This window comes from Streptosporangium subroseum (genome assembly GCF_900188345.1).
In the GTDB taxonomy this organism is placed as follows: Bacteria; Actinomycetota; Actinomycetes; order Streptosporangiales; family Streptosporangiaceae; genus Streptosporangium; species Streptosporangium subroseum.
In genome coordinates, this window is the sequence record NZ_FZOD01000027.1 from 39,511 (window position 1) to 55,467 (window position 15,957).

General features: G+C 67.6%; 18 protein-coding genes. 4 read left to right on the forward strand and 14 right to left on the reverse strand.

The window, feature by feature from the left end:
* The first annotated feature begins 14 nt into the window (after positions 1-14).
* Complete coding sequence (locus CHC08_RS25065; RefSeq protein ID WP_089209818.1) at positions 15-674, forward strand: response regulator; 660 nt, start codon at positions 15-17, stop codon at positions 672-674.
* A gap of 19 nt (positions 675-693) precedes the next feature.
* On the opposite strand, the gene CHC08_RS25070 is transcribed toward CHC08_RS25065, so the two are convergent.
* The gene (locus tag CHC08_RS25070) at positions 694-1,140 is read right to left on the reverse strand and encodes a response regulator (protein WP_089209819.1); all 447 of its coding nucleotides are present in this window, start codon (positions 1,138-1,140) and stop codon (positions 694-696) included.
* 226 nt (positions 1,141-1,366) lie between these two features.
* Here CHC08_RS25070 and CHC08_RS25075 point away from each other — a divergent pair, with 226 nt between their 5' ends.
* Positions 1,367-2,056, forward strand: coding sequence for an ATP-binding protein (locus tag CHC08_RS25075; protein WP_089209820.1), 690 nt, complete (start codon positions 1,367-1,369; stop codon positions 2,054-2,056).
* Positions 2,057-2,351: 295 nt separating this feature from the next.
* Here CHC08_RS25075 and CHC08_RS25080 read toward each other — a convergent pair whose 3' ends face one another.
* Together CHC08_RS25080 and CHC08_RS25085 are read right to left on the reverse strand one after the other, a co-directional pair.
* A complete protein-coding gene (locus tag CHC08_RS25080; protein ID WP_179282198.1) occupies positions 2,352-3,026 on the reverse strand; it encodes a GntR family transcriptional regulator in 675 nt (224 codons plus the stop codon).
* A gap of 314 nt (positions 3,027-3,340) precedes the next feature.
* Positions 3,341-4,273, reverse strand: a complete 933-nt coding sequence (locus CHC08_RS25085) for a GlxA family transcriptional regulator (RefSeq protein ID WP_089209822.1) — start codon at positions 4,271-4,273, stop codon at positions 3,341-3,343.
* Between the two features lie 136 nt (positions 4,274-4,409).
* On the opposite strand from CHC08_RS25085, the gene CHC08_RS25090 reads away from it, so the two are divergent.
* Complete coding sequence (locus tag CHC08_RS25090) at positions 4,410-5,048, forward strand: HD domain-containing protein (RefSeq protein ID WP_089209823.1); 639 nt, start codon at positions 4,410-4,412, stop codon at positions 5,046-5,048.
* A gap of 413 nt (positions 5,049-5,461) precedes the next feature.
* On the opposite strand, the gene purE is transcribed toward CHC08_RS25090, so the two are convergent.
* From purE to CHC08_RS25105, 3 genes are all read right to left on the reverse strand, one after another.
* The gene (purE, locus tag CHC08_RS25095) at positions 5,462-5,965 is read right to left on the reverse strand and encodes a 5-(carboxyamino)imidazole ribonucleotide mutase (RefSeq protein WP_089209824.1); all 504 of its coding nucleotides are present in this window, start codon (positions 5,963-5,965) and stop codon (positions 5,462-5,464) included.
* A gap of 209 nt (positions 5,966-6,174) precedes the next feature.
* Positions 6,175-7,287, reverse strand: coding sequence for a 5-(carboxyamino)imidazole ribonucleotide synthase (locus CHC08_RS25100; RefSeq protein ID WP_245878564.1), 1,113 nt, complete (start codon positions 7,285-7,287; stop codon positions 6,175-6,177).
* Positions 7,288-7,541: 254 nt separating this feature from the next.
* Entirely contained in the window at positions 7,542-8,426 is an 885-nt protein-coding gene (locus tag CHC08_RS25105) for a DUF8094 domain-containing protein (RefSeq protein WP_089209826.1), read from the reverse strand.
* A gap of 351 nt (positions 8,427-8,777) precedes the next feature.
* On the opposite strand from CHC08_RS25105, the gene CHC08_RS25110 reads away from it, so the two are divergent.
* Complete coding sequence (locus tag CHC08_RS25110) at positions 8,778-9,257, forward strand: GtrA family protein (RefSeq protein WP_089209827.1); 480 nt, start codon at positions 8,778-8,780, stop codon at positions 9,255-9,257.
* 139 nt (positions 9,258-9,396) lie between these two features.
* On the opposite strand, the gene CHC08_RS25115 is transcribed toward CHC08_RS25110, so the two are convergent.
* The 8 genes from CHC08_RS25115 to CHC08_RS25150 form a co-directional block, all read right to left on the reverse strand.
* Positions 9,397-10,674 carry an ATP-binding protein gene (locus CHC08_RS25115; RefSeq protein WP_089209828.1) on the reverse strand — a complete coding sequence of 426 codons (1,278 nt, stop codon included), beginning with the start codon at positions 10,672-10,674 and terminating at the stop codon, positions 9,397-9,399.
* 2 nt (positions 10,675-10,676) lie between these two features.
* Positions 10,677-11,345: a response regulator transcription factor gene (locus CHC08_RS25120; protein WP_043620820.1), complete on the reverse strand. Its 669-nt coding sequence runs from the start codon at positions 11,343-11,345 to the stop codon at positions 10,677-10,679.
* A 270-nt stretch (positions 11,346-11,615) separates the two neighbouring features.
* Positions 11,616-12,098 carry a bacterioferritin gene (bfr, locus tag CHC08_RS25125; protein WP_089209829.1) on the reverse strand — a complete coding sequence of 161 codons (483 nt, stop codon included), beginning with the start codon at positions 12,096-12,098 and terminating at the stop codon, positions 11,616-11,618.
* Positions 12,099-12,113: 15 nt separating this feature from the next.
* Positions 12,114-12,293 (reverse strand): (2Fe-2S)-binding protein, encoded by a 180-nt coding sequence (locus CHC08_RS25130; RefSeq protein ID WP_089209873.1) that lies wholly within the window; start codon positions 12,291-12,293, stop codon positions 12,114-12,116.
* Between the two features lie 137 nt (positions 12,294-12,430).
* Entirely contained in the window at positions 12,431-13,048 is a 618-nt protein-coding gene (locus CHC08_RS25135) for an MBL fold metallo-hydrolase (RefSeq protein WP_089209830.1), read from the reverse strand.
* Positions 13,045-14,130 (reverse strand): S-(hydroxymethyl)mycothiol dehydrogenase, encoded by a 1,086-nt coding sequence (locus tag CHC08_RS25140; protein WP_089209831.1) that lies wholly within the window; start codon positions 14,128-14,130, stop codon positions 13,045-13,047. The genes CHC08_RS25135 and CHC08_RS25140 overlap by 4 nt, the downstream gene beginning before the upstream one ends.
* Before the next feature lie 173 nt (positions 14,131-14,303).
* On the reverse strand, positions 14,304-15,305 hold the full coding sequence (locus CHC08_RS25145) for an adenylate/guanylate cyclase domain-containing protein (RefSeq protein WP_089209832.1): 1,002 nt from the start codon (positions 15,303-15,305) through the stop codon (positions 14,304-14,306).
* A 41-nt stretch (positions 15,306-15,346) separates the two neighbouring features.
* Positions 15,347-15,865, reverse strand: coding sequence for a PH domain-containing protein (locus CHC08_RS25150; protein ID WP_089209833.1), 519 nt, complete (start codon positions 15,863-15,865; stop codon positions 15,347-15,349).
* Positions 15,866-15,957 lie beyond the last annotated feature (92 nt).

The following is a 15,957-nucleotide window of genomic DNA, read 5'->3' on the forward strand; positions in this document are numbered from 1 at the left end:
GGTGAGGGAGAGTGGTGGACGGAAGCCGGACACGGATAGCGCTGGCGGACGACGACGTCCTGCTTCGCGAGGGACTCGCGAGCCTGTTCGAGCGGCTGGGGTTCGAAATCGTCGGCCAGGCCGGGGACGCGCCGGAGCTGCTCTCCCTCGTACGGGATCGCGAGCCCGAGCTCGTCATCGTCGACATCCGGATGCCCCCGGCCCACACGACGGAGGGCGTCGACGCGGCCTACCTGATCCGTCAGGAGTTTCCCGAGATCGGAATTCTCCTGCTGTCGGCTCATATCGAGGTCGACCAGGCGATGGAGTTGCTCGCCACCGGGCAAAGGATCGGTTACCTGCTCAAGAGCCGGGTAACCGACGTGACCGACTTCCTTGAGACGGTCCGGCGAATCGTCCAGGGTGGCTCGGTCGTCGATCCCGCCCTCGTGCAGGAGCTCATCTCGGCCCGCCGCAGGGACGACCCGCTGGAACTTCTCACGGAGCGTGAGCGCGAGGTCCTCGCCCTGATGGCGGAGGGGCGCTCGAACGCCGGTATCGCCCACCAGCTCTGGATCACCGAGGGCACCGTCGAGAAACACGTGCGCAGCATCCTCTCCAGGATGCGGCTACCGGAGACCGAAGACGATCATCGACGCGTCCTCGCGGTCCTCGCCTTCCTCGAAACGCGCTAGCGGCCCCGCGCGCAGGCCCTCATGACGGGGATCTGCGCACATCCTCCGAAACGACCCGGCCGGGGTCCGGCGAGATCTCACCGACCGACACGCTTTCCGTGCCCGCGATCCCGAGGATCTCGCGGATCGCCTTTCCCGAGATATCAGGCTTGGACAGGAACCCGACGGCGGGGCTGGCCGCGATCATGTCCGCGAAGTCCCTCTCCGCGTAGGCCGAGATCAGGATCACGCTCGACCGCTCCGTGTATCCCACTCTCGCGAGCCGCCGGGCGAGATCGAAGCCGCATTCCTCTCCGAGACCGATGTCGATGAGCGTGACATCCGGCCGGCACTCTTCGGCCAGCCGGAGGGCGTCGGCCTGCGTCGACGCGACGCCGACGACCGCGATCCCCTCCCGTTCGAGCAGTCCGCGGGCTACCTCAAGAAAGTGATCGTTGTCATCGACGATGAGACATCGTAGGGCCACATTCCCAGGATCGCAGTGAGAAGTCGGCCGTGCATTGCAGCTAGCAGGAATGCCGGGAGTTGCACTGGCATGGGTTCGTAATGGGTGCTGCCCGCGAAGACGGCGAGCGTTCGGAGCGAGATCGTAGAAGGTGAAGCAGTTGAGAGATCCGTCACCCGTCGAATCGGGCCGGTGAACTCGACCGGGAAATCACCGCGACGGGTAACCGAGCGGCCGGAGGCAGGACATGCCGAACCATCGATCTTACGGACATCCGTTCATCGTTCCCACCGCCCAGCGCGCCAGGCCGCCTCGGCCGGTCGCACTCACGCTCAGGGGCGGCTACGCGCATGCCTGCCACCAGTTCGAAACCACCGTACGTCACCTCGGTGAAATCGCTGTTCGCAGCCTCAGGGACTTCACCGGCCCCGTCGAGGAGCCCGGAATCCGGAAGATCTCATGGTCGCTCTCTCCCGTCTCCTCCTCGGTGCCCCGGGCGCGGCATCTGGTCCGTGCCCAGCTGGCCGTCTGGGCAGCCGACGAGCAGGGCGAGATCATCGAACTGCTCGTCAGCGAACTGGTCACCAACACGCTGCGCCACGCCTGGGGACCGATCCGGCTCGCCCTCCGTCTCCGGGACGGAACGCTGCGCTGTGAGGTCCAGGACGCGAACCCCGCCCTGCCCCACATGCGCGACACCTCCCAGGACGACGAAGGAGGACGTGGGATGCACCTGCTCGACCTGCTGTCCCAGCGCTGGGGCAGTGTCCGTACGCCTACGGGAAAGGTCATCTGGTTCGAGCTGCCCGTACACGCGTCCCTTGACGTCTCGCGGCAATCGAGGTGGACCGCCACGACGCCCCAGGGAGCGGAGGACGAGCCCCCCGCGGTCCTCCCCCGCCTCCCGAACCCCCCGGAACCCCGCGCCTATGAATGATCCGCCGCGGCGAAACGCCCCCCACGACAGGAATCGACAGGTCCGGCCCGTACGAGCACGCAACAGGAGTCCCGCAAGATGCCCCAGATTCAGATCCGCAAGCGCCCGAGGCGCCCTGTCAAGGTCTCCCTGGACCTGCGAACTCCGTCGGGGAAGCGACTGCCGTACTGAAAGCGCTCCCGGCTGCCGGATCGAGTTCGGCCCGGGACAGGCGAGCCCGATGCCGCCGCATGCGGCCTACCCCCAAGATCATGTAAATCCGAACCCGCTCCTGACCTCGCCGGAGCCGGCGAGGTCAGGTCTGCGCGTCGGCGGCCCATAGGGCGAGCCGCAGGTCGCGAGCCTTGGTGAAGTGCTTCGTGGCAAGCTTCTCGGCGAGATCGAGGTCCTGCGCGTCGATGGCATCGATGATCGCCCGATGCTCGCCGTTCGTCTCGTGCCACCGTCCCGGCTGCGACAGGGTCGTCGCCGGGTGGCGCCCGAGGTGGAGGTCGATCCGCGTGAGCAGGTCGATCAGCGACTCGTTGTGCGTGGCCCGCCACAGAGCCCGGTGAAGATCACGATTGGCCGCCGCCATCTCGATCCCGTCTCCGGTGTCGAGGCGCTCCAGACGGTCGGCGACGCGCCGCATGGTGATGACGTCGATCGGGGAACGGCGGGCCGCCGCCACCCGTGCGGCCGCGGCCTCGAGCACGATCCTCGTCTCGTAGAGGTCGAGGATCTCCTCCGGGCTCCGCTCGCGGACCACCAGCCCGCGGTCGGTGCGCAGCACGAGCCCGTCCTGCTCCAACCGCGTGAGCGCCTCCCGGACGGGGGTGCGGCTCACCTGGCACCACTGCGCCAGGGGAGTCTCGACGAGCTGCTGGCCCGGGGCCAGCTCACCCGCGAGAATCGCCTGCTTCAGCCGCTCGTACGGCGAGGGCCGGCGGTCGTCGGCCGGTGCAGCCGAGGGAGGAACTCGAACGGCCATTTGTGTCCCTTTGCAGGCAGCGGCGCACGCGCCTCCATGTGTACACCGAAGTATGCAGGCCATGTCAGGCGTGACGCGCTCTCGGAAGAACCTGTTCGCCCGGGAGGTGGATGCGCTCCTCCCAGAGGGGAAAGATTAGCCGGAAATCAGAGACGGGGTGATCTACTCCGTTATCACGCAATGTGACATCCCGCTCGACGGTTCGGCTCCGAGCAGCAGCGGCACCCCAGGCCCCCGGCCGCGGGACGTCCTCCCCGCGAAGGAGGGCCCCACCGCCTGGAGCTGCGGGGCGCCTTCCCCGTGAAAGAGGTCTCCTACCGCTTGGCGCTACGGAAACGAGCGCGGTAGGAGGACGGCGCCACTCCCAGGTGGCGGTGGAAGATACGGCGCAGTGACTCCTCGCTGCCCAGTCCGGTACGGTCCGCCGCGGCGGTCACCGTCTCCCCGGCCTCCAGGAGGGCCCGGGCGGCCTCAAGCCGTACCGACTCCACGTAGGCGGCCGGAGTGCCGCCGATCTGCTCGCGGAAGAGGCGGGTCAGGTGGCGGACGCTGAAGCCGCCGCGGACCGCCAGCGCGGGGAGGGAATGGTCGGCCGCCGGGTCGGCGACCACCGCGTCGAGGAGCCGGCGCAGCCCGTCGTGGCGAGCTCTCGGCGTGCGGGCCGCCACCGAAAACTGGGACTGGCCGCCGGGGCGCTGCAGGAAGACGACCATGTCCCTGGCCACCTCCCGTGCCAGGTCGGCTCCGCCGTCCTCCTCGACCATCGCGAGGGCCAGGTCGATTCCGGCGCTGACGCCGGCGGAGGTGAGCATCCGGCCGTCACGGACGTAGATCGCGTCCGGCTCGACCTCGACGCGCGGGTAGCGTCTGGCGAACGTGGTCGTGTGCCGCCAGTGGGTGGTCGCGCGCAGACCGTCGAGCAGTCCCACCTCGGCGAGCGCGAACGCGCCGGTGCACACGGAGGCGATCCTGCGCGCGTCGCGGGCCAGGGTGGTCACCCCGTCGAGCGACCCCGGGGGAAAGGCTCCGCCGGGCAGATCGTCGCTGCCGGGGACGATCACGGTGTGGGCACCGGTGATCTCGGATACCGCGGCGTTCACCCCGATTCTCAGCCCGCTCGAGGTCACGACGTCGCGCCCGTCCGGCGAGCACAGGATCACGGGGATTCCGGAGGTGGCGAACACCTCCAGGGGGCCGGTGACGTCGAGGAGCCGCACGCGGTCGTAGGCAAGCATCACGATGCTCATGTTTTTATCCTAATGACCGAATCTATGGGGTATTGGTCCAGATAGACATGGCCCGCCATACCCGCACTTCGAGAGCATCGAAGAGATGCAGCACGTTCGCGAAGCATCTCGCAAGCTCGCACGGAGGAGTCGGAAAATGCCCGATCGTATTGCCGATATCGAAATTCCCGACAGCGCCCTGGCGAAGGCCGCCACCGACCTGGTCAGGAAAGCGGCCTCGCCGCTCCTGTTCGACCACTCCCGGCGGGTGTTCCTGTTCGGCTCACTGGCCGGTGTACGGCGGGGGCTCTCCTACGATCCCGAGCTTCTGTACGTCGGCGCGATGTTCCACGACCTCGGCCTGACCGAGACCTACCGGACCACCGGCCAGCGCTTCGAGATCGACGGTGCGGACGAGGCGCGTCGTTTCCTGGCGGAGCACGGCGTGCCGGAGGACAGCGCCCGCATCGTGTGGGAGGCGATCGCCCTGCACACCACGCCGGAGGTTCCGTACCACATGGCTCCGGAGATCGCCCTGGTCACCACCGGAGTCGAGGCTGACGTCCTGGGCATCGCCCTGGACGAGATCCCGGCGGAGGCCCGCGCGGAGATCGTCGCGGCCCACCCCCGCCCCGACTTCAAGCGCCGCATTCTGGGCGCCTTCACCGAAGGCAACGCCTACCGGCCCGAGACGACCTTCGGCAACGTGAACGCGGACGTCCTGGAACGGTTCGTCCCGGGCTTCGTCCGCCCGAACTTCGTCGAGATCATCGAGAACTCCGCCTGGCCCGAGTAGTTGATCATCAGTGCCTCGCCGCTCCGAGCGGATTCAATGATCGGATTCGGTGGCACGCTCTCGCGTTACCGCTGACGTCTTCGCGGCGATCTTCATGCATGTGTGTGCCGGCACGCCGGGCGTCAGTGGGACGATCCGGAGCTCACTTCGACCTCGGCGGGCCGGGGATCATCGTTGGGTCCCAGGCTTCCCAGGACGGCCAGCACGGCCATCATGAGTCCAAGGACAGCGCGTATCGCATTTCTCATGACAAACCTCCATAAATCGTGAAGATCGCCCTCCTTCCCTATTGAGCCTTACCTACCCGTTACATTTCCCATTGAAGCCGACCTGCGCCAGATCGGGGAGCACCACGTAGCCGCGACCCGGCTGTCCCCTGACCGAGGTCAGGGGACAGCCGACGCTCGGAGATCTCAGGCCTTGAGCTCAGCGGCCTCGGCGCGGAGCCTGGCGCCCTTGGCATGAGCCTGCTCCTTGAGCGCGACCTGGAACTCCTCCATCTTCACCCGCAGTTCCTTGTCCGCGGTGGCGAGGATCCGTACGGCCAGCAGGCCCGCGTTACGCGCGCCGCCGATGGCGACGGTGGCGACCGGGACCCCCGCGGGCATCTGGACGATGGAGAGCAGCGAGTCCATGCCGTCGAGGTATTTCAGCGGGACCGGGACACCGATCACCGGCAGCGGGGTCACCGAGGCGAGCATGCCGGGCAGATGGGCGGCTCCCCCGGCACCCGCGATGATCACCTTCAGGCCGCGCCCGGCGGCCTGCGCGCCGTACGCGATCATCTCCTCGGGCATCCGGTGCGCGGAGACCACGTCGGCCTCGAACTCCACCCCGAACTCGGCCAGTGCCTCGGCGGCGAGCTTCATCACGGGCCAGTCGGAGTCACTGCCCATGACGATGCCGACGGTGTTCATACGATCTCCTCGCTCCGCGGCTCTCGAACCGCGTTCGCCATGATGGTGTGCCGGCCGGTCCGCCCGACCGTGACGACGTGCCCGTCGACTCGCTCAGCCCCGGCGACATCCTCGTCCGGCCCGCTGGGCCTCGACGACGCGCCTGGCCGATCCGCCCGACCTTGACGGGGTTGCCGGCCGGTCTTGGGGCACTCCGGCCGGTCGCTCGCTTACGTGTATCTTCCCTCGGAAAGATAGACGGCGGCGTGCTGGGCCCGCGCCCGGACCTCGTCCAGGTCGGTGCCGAAGGCCGTGACGTGACCGATCTTGCGGCCCGGCCGTACTTCCTTGCCGTAGAAGTGGATCTTGATCCCTGGATCGTGGGCCATCACGTGCTCGTAGCGGGAGAAGATGTCGGGGTCGTCCCCGCCCAGGAGGTTGGCCATCACCACGACGGGGGCGGACAGCGAGGGCGAGCCGAGCGGAAGGTCGAGCACGGCGCGCAGGTGCTGCTCGAACTGGGAGGTGCGGGCTCCGTCGATCGTCCAGTGGCCGCTGTTGTGCGGGCGCATGGCCAGCTCGTTGACGAGCAGGCCGGAGGCGGTGGCGAACATCTCCACGGCCAGCAGCCCGGTCACGTCCAGCTCCTTGGCGATCTTCAGGGCGATCCGCTGGGCCACCGCGGCCTGCTCGGGGTCGAGCCCGGGCGCGGGGGCGAGCACCTCGACGCAGATGCCGTCGCGCTGGACGGTCTCCACGACCGGGTAGCTGACGCCCTGCCCGTGCGGCGACCGGGCGACCAGCACGGCCAGCTCCCGCTCGAACGGCACGAACGCCTCGGCCATCAGCGGAACCCCGCTGGCCAGGACCTCGCTCGCGTCCTCGGCGGACTCGCAGACCCAGACGCCACGCCCGTCATAACCGCCGCGTATCGCCTTGAGCACGACCGGCCAGCCGTTCGCCCCGGCGAACTCCTCGATGTCGGAAGCCGTCTCGACCCGCCGCCAGGCCGGGCACGGAACGCCGATCGCGGTCAGCCGCTCGCGCATCACGGCCTTGTCCTGGGCGTGCACGAGCGCGTCGGCACCGGGACGTACGGCGAAGCCGTCCTCGGCCAGCGCCCGGATGTGCTCGGTGGGCACGTGTTCATGGTCGAAGGTGAGCACGTCGCATCCCTTGGCGAAGTCGCGCAGGTCCGCAAGGACCTGGTAGTCGCCCAGCCGGGCATCGGCGATCACTCGCGCTGCGCTCTCGTCCGGCGAGTTCGCCAGGACCCGCAGCTCGATTCCCAGGGCGATCGCCGCCTGCTGGGTCATCCGGGCCAGCTGGCCCGCTCCGATCATGCCGACGACGGGTCCAACGGGACTGGCCAAAGAAGGGCTGCTCACGACGGAAGTTTACCGGCCCCCGTACGACGTCAGGCCGGGCGAGGACGTCCGGCGGCCACAACGCCGCCCCGGCGGGGGCGAAACAGGGGCGGCCGGTCGTGGCAGCGCCCTCGGAAGGCCGGAACGGGCGGGGTGAGATCCGGGCGGCCGGTCGTGACAGAGCCCGCGGAAGAGGAGAACGGACGGGGACGTGATCGCAGGCGACGAGGTCAGTCGGCCGTGAGGGTGGCGAGCCCCCGGCGCAGGGCGATCGTGGACATCTTGGTGCCACCGGTGATCTCGGTGGCGACGAGCACGATCTCGGTGCCGGTCAGCCCGGCGGGCTTGGCCTTGCCGGTGAACCCGCGCAGATCGCCTTTGCCGTAGAGCGGGTGAGACAGCGAGGAACGGCCCGGGCCGGTCTTCTGCCGGTATTCGATCTCCAGGGCGTGGATGACCAGGGCGCCCCCGTCGGGCAGCTTCAGCGCCCGCTGCGGACCGTCGATCAGGCGGACATCCGTGGTGAGGCGGTCGGGCCGCACCTTCTCCGTCCGCTGGACTAGCTCGCCGAACAGCCCACGGATGGCGTCCCCCTTGGGGAAGGTCACCCCGCTCACCCCTGCGGGATCGGTCAGGTAGGCCAGGTAGCGCTGCGGGGCCAGGCGGGCCTTGACCCCGGTGCTGGGATCGTCGGTGGGCACGGCGCCCTCGATCGGCTCGCGTGATTTTCCCGTCACGAGGATGGGACCCGCGCCGATCCTCCAGTTGTCACCCTCGTTGACGAACAGGAAGTAGGCCGGATCGGGCTTGCGGGCCAGGGCGACGAACCAGCGGTCCTCGTCGGCGGCGTTGGGCAGGAAGAACTCCGCCTCGGTGTATCTCTTCCGTGCGGGAGCTGGGCGGCCGTTCCGGGTTGCCTTGCAGGCACGACCGCCCAGCGTACTTTCCGCCCAGGTGGTCAGCCTCTCGACCGCCGCGCAGTCCCGCTTCTGCCAGGCGTCGTCAAGCTGCTTCAGCACCCCGAAGGCGTCCATCGCCTCGGCGAGCTCCACACGGGCGGAGGTCTTCGATGACGGCTCGGTCTCGGGGATCGTGACCTGACCATCGGTTCGCACACCGCAACCGGCCATCACTGACAGAACAAAGATCAAAACGAACAGTCGGCGGCGCAAGGGTTGGTCCCGTGGTTCGTGGCCGTCACATGCGGCGATCCGTCTGGACCGATCGCAGGAGGTGAGCCTCGCCCGGAGACTCCCTGCGGTCTGTTGGCTCAGCGTAACGTCCTAGACCAGGATTTATCCGTCACTGTGTGACATTCGTCTAAAAGTTCCTAGTGACCGTTATGCACAACAGCCGGTCAACCCCGTACAGATCGACCCGGAGCACCGGTAGCCTGGCTGGAAAGTGATTCAGGTCCTCCCGCCGGGCGGATCGGCGGCCGACCTGGAAAGGACCGTGCAGGAGACGTGGAGTTCCTTCGACAGGCCTACGGTCGGCTCGCCGGCCTGACACGTGAGCTGGCGAAGTTCGGGACCATCGGGGCGATCGCCTTTGTGATCGACACGGGTGGCACCAACCTGCTCCGGTTCGGCTTCGACTGGGGTCCGCTGAAATCGAAGATCCTGGCCACGGTCATCGCCGCCACCCTCGCCTACCTCGGCAACCGCTACTGGACGTTCCGGGACCGGGAGCAGAGCGGGCTCGCCCGCGAATACTTCCTGTTCTTCCTGCTCAACGGCGTGGGCCTGCTGATCTCGCTCCTGGTGATCGGTTTTGTCACCTACGCCCTGGGCCTCCACGACCCCCTGAGCTACAACATCGCCCTGCTGGTCGGCACCGCCCTCGCGACGCTGTTCAGGTTCTGGTCCTACAAGAAGTGGGTCTTCCTCGCCGCCGCCGAGGAGCCGCCGAAGGAGCTTCCCCACGAGGCCGATCGGGTCTCCTGACCCGAATCGGGCGGCTCCGCCGGTCTTCGGGGACGAGATGACCGTGCGAAGCGAGGTCGGGCAGGTCCGCTGACCACACGGAATGGGATCGGGCGGACCCGCCGGCCTTCGGGGTGAGACGACCACGTGGGGGAGGGAGTCAGGCAGGCCCGCTGACCACCCTGGTCCTGCCGGTGTCGCCGACCTGGCGCAGGAAGAACGCGAACGCCGCCGGGCGGTGCCGTACGAGCTCCAGCCGGCCGCCGTCGGCGGCGGCCAGCGCCCGTGCGAGGGGCAGACCCAGACCGGTTCCGCCGCCTCCGCTCACGTTTCGTTCGAAGACCCGGGGGGCCAGGTCGTCGGTGATGCCGTTGCCCTGGTCCGCCACTTCGATCACGACGGACTTGTCCTTGTCGCTGGTGGTCACCGTCACCGTGCCGTCGCCGTGTTCCAGCGAGTTCTCCAGGAGGGTCGAGATCACCTGACTGATGCCGCCGCTGGTGCCCAGCGCCTGGAGCTCACGGGTGCCGGACAGCTTCAATTTCCGTCCGGCCCGGCGGAATGCCGGGCCCCACTCGATGAGCTGCTGGTCCAGCAGCGCGTCAAGCTCGATCACCTCGGCCTGCGAGTGCCGCTGCCGTCTGGCGGCGGCCAGCAGTTCGTCGATCACCGCGGTGAGCCGCTCGGCCTGCACGATGGCGGCCTCGCCTTCCTCCTTGACGATTCCCGGCTCGTCCGCGGCCGCCACGATCTCCTCCAACCGCATGGTGAGGCCGGTCAGCGGAGTGCGGAGCTGGTGCGAGGCGTCGGTCGCGAACTCGCGCTCCCTGGCCAGCAGGTCGGAGATGCGGGTCGCGCTGCGGTCGAGCACCTCGGCCACCCGGTCCAGCTCCTGGATGCCGTAACGGTGCTTGCTCGGCCTGGCGTCACCTGAACCAAGCCGCTCAGCGATCATCGCCAGGTCACTGAGCGGAAGCGTCAGACGGCGTGACTGCACGATGGCGAGCCCCACCGCGACCGCGAGAGCAGCCGCGGCAAGCCCGAGGATGAGCAGAAGCCATGCCCGCACCTCATGCTCCACCTCCGTCTTGTCGCGGCTGACCGCGACGTACACGCCGTTCTCCGACTGGGCGTCCTCGGTCATCTTCTGACTTTCGACGGGCTCGGTGCCCACCGTCGTCACCTGAGGAGGCGTCCCCTTCGCGTAAATCTGGATGTATCGATCGGAATATTTGCGTCTCAGCTGTTCGGGATCGATGGGCTGGTCCTGAATACGGGCATACTCCACCTCCCCCAGCAGGCTTTTGGCCTGGGAGGAAAGTTCCTGGGTCGCCTCCTCCTCAATCAGCCGGTTGACCGCCACGCCAAGTGGGATGCCAAGCAGCAACACCCCGATGACCGCGACGAGGAGGGTGGAAGCAAGCAGGCGGCGGCGCATCCCTACTCGCGTTCGAACCGGAAGCCGACTCCTCGAACCGTCGTGATGTAGCGGGGCTTGGCGGCATCGTCACCCAGCTTGCGGCGTAGCCATGAGATATGCATGTCCAGTGTCTTGGTGGAGCCCCACCAGTTGGTGTCCCACACCTCGCGCATGATCTGCTCGCGGGTGACCACCTTGCCGGCGTCGCGGACCAGGACGCGCAGCAGGTCGAACTCCTTGGTCGTCAGGTGTAGTTCCTTCTCTCCCATCCACGCGCGACGGGAGTCGGCGTCGATGCGCACGCCCTGCACAACGGGCGTCTCGGACGTGCCGCGCCGCAGGAGAGCCCGGACCCTTGCCAGGAGCTCCGCGAGGCGGAACGGTTTGGTGACATAGTCATCTGCTCCGGCGTCGAGGCCCACAACGGTGTCCACCTCGTCAACACGGGCAGTGAGAATGAGCACGGGCGTGCCGTGCCCTTCGGCGCGAATTCGTCTGGCCACTTCCAGGCCGTCCATCTCGGGCAGGCCAAGGTCAAGAACTATCAGGTCGATGCCACCCGACAGAGCCCGCTCTAGGGCTTGCGGGCCGTCGGGGCTGACCTCAACTTGGTAGCCCTCGCGGCGCAGAGCACGCGCCAGTGGCTCGGAGATCGAGGTGTCATCCTCGGCGAGTAGTACACAGGTCATGTTGCGATCGTAGGACCTTAGAGGATCGTTTCCCGGGTACAGCGCGCGGTTTGACTCGTCGTTGACCTATCCATTGACCTGGGCAAACACTGATAAATCCCGGATAGTCATCCCGCAAGGGTTGAGGGCCGCGCAGTACCGCTCCCGCCTCGGAAGTCCCTGGAAAGCACAGGCTCGCCAAATATTTCGCTGACAAAGCAGAACACGCCCTACCAGATGGGGATCCGGCGGGCGCGTTCGGGGCAAAACTGGAGCGATCTGGCAATTGGCTCACGAAGCCGACGGCGGCTCGGCGTAGCGAGCCAGATAGAGCTGCTCCCCCAGACTGCCGATGAGCCCCAGCTCGGTCTCCAGATAGTCGATGTGGCGCTCCTCGTCTTCGAGGATCTCCTCAAAGAGGCGAGCCGAGGTGTGGTCGCCCTTCTCGCGCATCAGGATGATCGCGGGCCGCAGACGCGTGACGACCTCGAGCTCGACGTCCAGGTCCGCGCGGAGCTGCTCCTTGACCGTCTGGCCAATGTGCAGGATGCCCAGCTTCTGATAATTAGGCAGGCCTTCGAGGAAAAGGATGCGATCAGTGAGCTTCTCCGCGTGGCGCATCTCGTCGATGGACTCTTCGCGGGTGTACTTCGCAAGCCTGGTATATCCCCAGTTCTCCTGCATCTTGGCGTGCAGGAAATACTGGTTGATCGCGGTCAACTCAGCCGTAAGCTGCTCATTGAGCAATTCGATGATCTTTTTGTCGCCCTGCATGGCGGGCTCCTCGTGCTATGCGGTCGGCACCAAATCTTCAGACCGCTTCAGGATCGCACAGATCTTCCGCACACAAGAAGCGCAGTCCCCACCGGCACCCGTGGCGTCCCGGATCTGGCGTGCGCTCTTCGCACCTGCGGCGATGCAGTCGTGAACCTCGTTTTCGGTCACCGCGCGGCAGACGCATGCATACATGGCGGGGAAGCAGCCCTTCAGGGGAAGCGTGTGTAGGTTAGGCACGCCTAATGTAACTCATTTGGTAAGGCTTGCCTATGTGTGCTGCGACACACGACCTCGACGCGCTCACACCCTCCGCGCTTCCCCGCCGGACGTCAGTGCCCTCTGGCCAGCCATTCCTCCAGGTGCTTGGCCTCCTCGGCGATCAGGGTGGAGTCTCCGTGCCCCGTGTGCACGGCCGTCTCCCCCGGCAGGGTCAGCAACCGCTCCCGGATCGAGTCGATGATCGTCTCGAACGAGGAGAAGGACCTGCCGGTCGCGCCGGGGCCGCCCTTGAACAGGGTGTCGCCGCCGAAGACCGCGCCGATCCCGTGGGAGTACAGGCAGACGGCGCCCGGAGCGTGACCGGGCGTGTGCAGCACGGTCAGCTCGACCCCGCCCACGACGAGCACCTGGCCGTCCTTCAGCGGGGTGTACGGCCGGTCGGGGTAGACCATGTCCCACAGGACCTGGTCGGCCGGATGGAGCAGGATCGGCGCGTCCACCCGCTCGGCGAGCTCGGCCGCCGCGTTGATGTGGTCGTTGTGCGCGTGGGTGCAGACGATCGCCTTGACCACACGGTCACCGACCCGGTCGGCGATGGCCTCGACGTCGTGCGCCGCGTCGATGACGATGACCTCGCGCGCGGAGCCGACGAGCCAGACGTTGTTCTCGACGTCCCAGGTCCCGCCGTCCAGCGAGAACGTTCCCGAGGTGACGACCTTGTCGATCACAGGACCACCACCGAACGGAGGACCTCGCCGGCGTGCATCTTGGTGAAGGCCTCCTCGATGTCGCCCAGGCCGATCGTCTCGGAGACGAAGCGCTCCAGGTCCAGCCGCCCCTGGAGGTAGAGGTCGATGAGCATGGGGAAGTCACGGCTGGGCAGGCAGTCGCCGTACCAGGAGGACTTCAGCGAGCCACCGCGGCCGAAGACGTCCAGCAGCGGCAGCTCCAGCGTCATCTCCGGGGTGGGCACCCCGACCAGGACCACGGTTCCGGCCAGGTCGCGGGCGTAGAAGGCCTGCTTGTAGGTCTCCGGGCGGCCGACCGCCTCGATCACCACGTCCGCGCCGTTGCCGCCGGTGAGCTCCTTGATCGCCTCCACCGCGTCGGAGGTGCGGGAGTTGATCGTGTGGGTGGCGCCGAACTCCTTGGCCCAGGCGAGCTTCCGGTCGTCCACGTCCACTGCGATGATCTTCGAGGCGCCCGCCAGCCAGGAGCCGTGGATGGCCGCGTCACCGACGCCGCCGCAGCCGATGACGGCCACGCTGTCGCCCCGGGTCACGCCGCCGGTGTTGATGGCCGCGCCGATGCCCGCCATCACGCCGCAGCCGAGCAGGCCCGCCACCGTCGCGGGGGCCGCCGGGTTCACCTTGGTGCACTGACCGGCCGCGACCAGGGTCTTCTCGGCGAAGGCGCCGATGCCGAGGGCCGGGGAGAGCGGCGTTCCGTCCTCCAGGGTCATCTTCTGAGTGGCGTTGTGGGTGTTGAAGCAGTACCACGGACGCCCACGCCGGCAGGCGCGGCAGTCACCGCAGACCGCACGCCAGTTCAGGATCACGTAGTCGCCCGGGGCCACATCCGTGACGCCCTCACCGACGGCCTCGACCACTCCCGCGGCCTCGTGACCGAGCAGGAAGGGGAAGTCGTCGTTGATCCCGCCCTCGCGGTAGTGCAGGTCCGTGTGGCAGACGCCGCAGGCCTGAACGTTCACCACCGCCTCGCCGGGACCGGGATCCGGCACGTGAATCGTCTCCAGGGAGACGGGCTCACCCTTGCCACGTGCGATCACGCCTTGCACGGTGTACGGCATGTCCTGCACCTCATCTAACGTTTGAGCTCGGTTACCGGTCGAACAGTTTCAGATCATGCCCCATCTTCGGAATGCCCTGCTTCCACAGATGTAGCTCATTAGAGTGTGGGGGTTTGTCCCTCCGGGGCGCGCACTGTCTCAATGCACAACCCTGCCTCAACGCACGGCCCGCCTCAAGGCTTGCCGGCCCCGCGGAGCACGTAGGGCTGCACGAACCCGATGCCGCGGGCCGGCCGCCTGCGCAGGCGGCCCACCTCGACGTCCGGCACGTCCACGAGACCGTCGGCCAGCTCGCTGTCGACGATGATCGTGCCCGGGCGGGCGATGGCCGTCAGCCGGGCCGCCAGGTTGACCGTGGTCCCGAAGACGTCTCCCATGATCGGCAGCACCTGACCGTAGGCCAGCCCGATCCGCACCTCCGGCCCCTCCCTCCTGCTCGCGGCGACGAGGCCCAGCGCGATCATCGCGGCCGCCCGCGGGTCTGCGGCGGTGAACAACACCTCGTCGCCGAGCGTCTTGACCAGCCGCCCCCCGTGCTTGGCGACCACGTCCGAGGCCCGGGACTCGAACCCCTCGACCAGCTCGGCCAGGCCCCGCTCATCCAGCTCGCGGGAGACCCTGGTGAAGGAGACCAGGTCGGCGAAGCCCACCGCGAGGGTGAGCCTGGTGGGCACGATCTCCTGGGTGATGTCGGTGTTGGCCAGCAGGCGGATCCCGGCGGCGGCCAGCTGGGCCCGCCACACATGGACCAGCACCTGCTCGAGGTCGGGGAGCAGCCGCCGCGAGGTCTCCATGATCGCCGTCAGGTCCGCGTCGTTGGGCGGCCTGCCGGGATCGAGCATGGCGCCGATGATGATTTCGGCCTGCCACTGCGCGAGCCTGGCCGTCGTCTGGCCGAGCGCCCTCGTCATCCGGATGATCGTCTGGTCGTTCAGCAACCCGGCGTCCATCATCGCCCGGACCCGCTTGAGCGCGGCCACATCCGCGTCGGTGAAGGCCACGGCGTCATCGGGCAGGGTGGCGAACCCGAGGGCACGCCAGATCCGCTCGGCGAGATCCTGCGAGACCTCGGCGAGCTGGGCCACCTGAAGCCGGGTGTAGAGAGGTGGAGAGCCGACGAAGAGGCGTTCGATCTGCTCTGCCGTCGGACGCCCCGTCAATGCCTCTGGGCCCATCTTCTCCTTCTCCCCCGGCCCTGGAGGTCAGGCCGCATCGATTATCGTCCGCCTCGCTCCGAGGGCTCGCCGTCCGTCGCGTCGTCCAGAGCACGGAACAGCTCGGCCCGTACGTCCTGGATCTGGGGGATGTCCCGCAGGATGATCTGGCCCTGCTCGGCCGCCGACTCGACGGTGAGCGTGCCGCAGCCGAGCATCCGCTCCATCAGACTCTGGTCGGCGCTGACCGTGTTGACCTTGGTCATCGGGATGTCGTCGATGGACTTGTTCAGCACGCCCGTGCTGATCGTGAACCGGTGCGAGGTGAGCACGTACGAGGTGTTCTTCCACCGCAGGTACGGAACGAACGACCACACGGTCAGCAGTCCCACGGCGATCACGAACACCGCGATGGTCGCGTAGAAGTCATATTCGAAGGCGGGCATGAAGAAGATTACGGCACTGGACGCGACGATGATGAGAACCAGTGCGAGGGCGGGCACGATGAGGCGTTTCCAGTGAGGGTGGAACGACCGGATTCGTCGTTCCCCCTCTGTCATGTGGCGATCAGGGAGACTCATGGGGCAAAGCGTGGCATGCCTGCGCGTCCCACGTCACGACTGCCTCCATCTCGTGGGTAACCGTTTCGCCGAATTCTTTCCTGGTTGCCCGC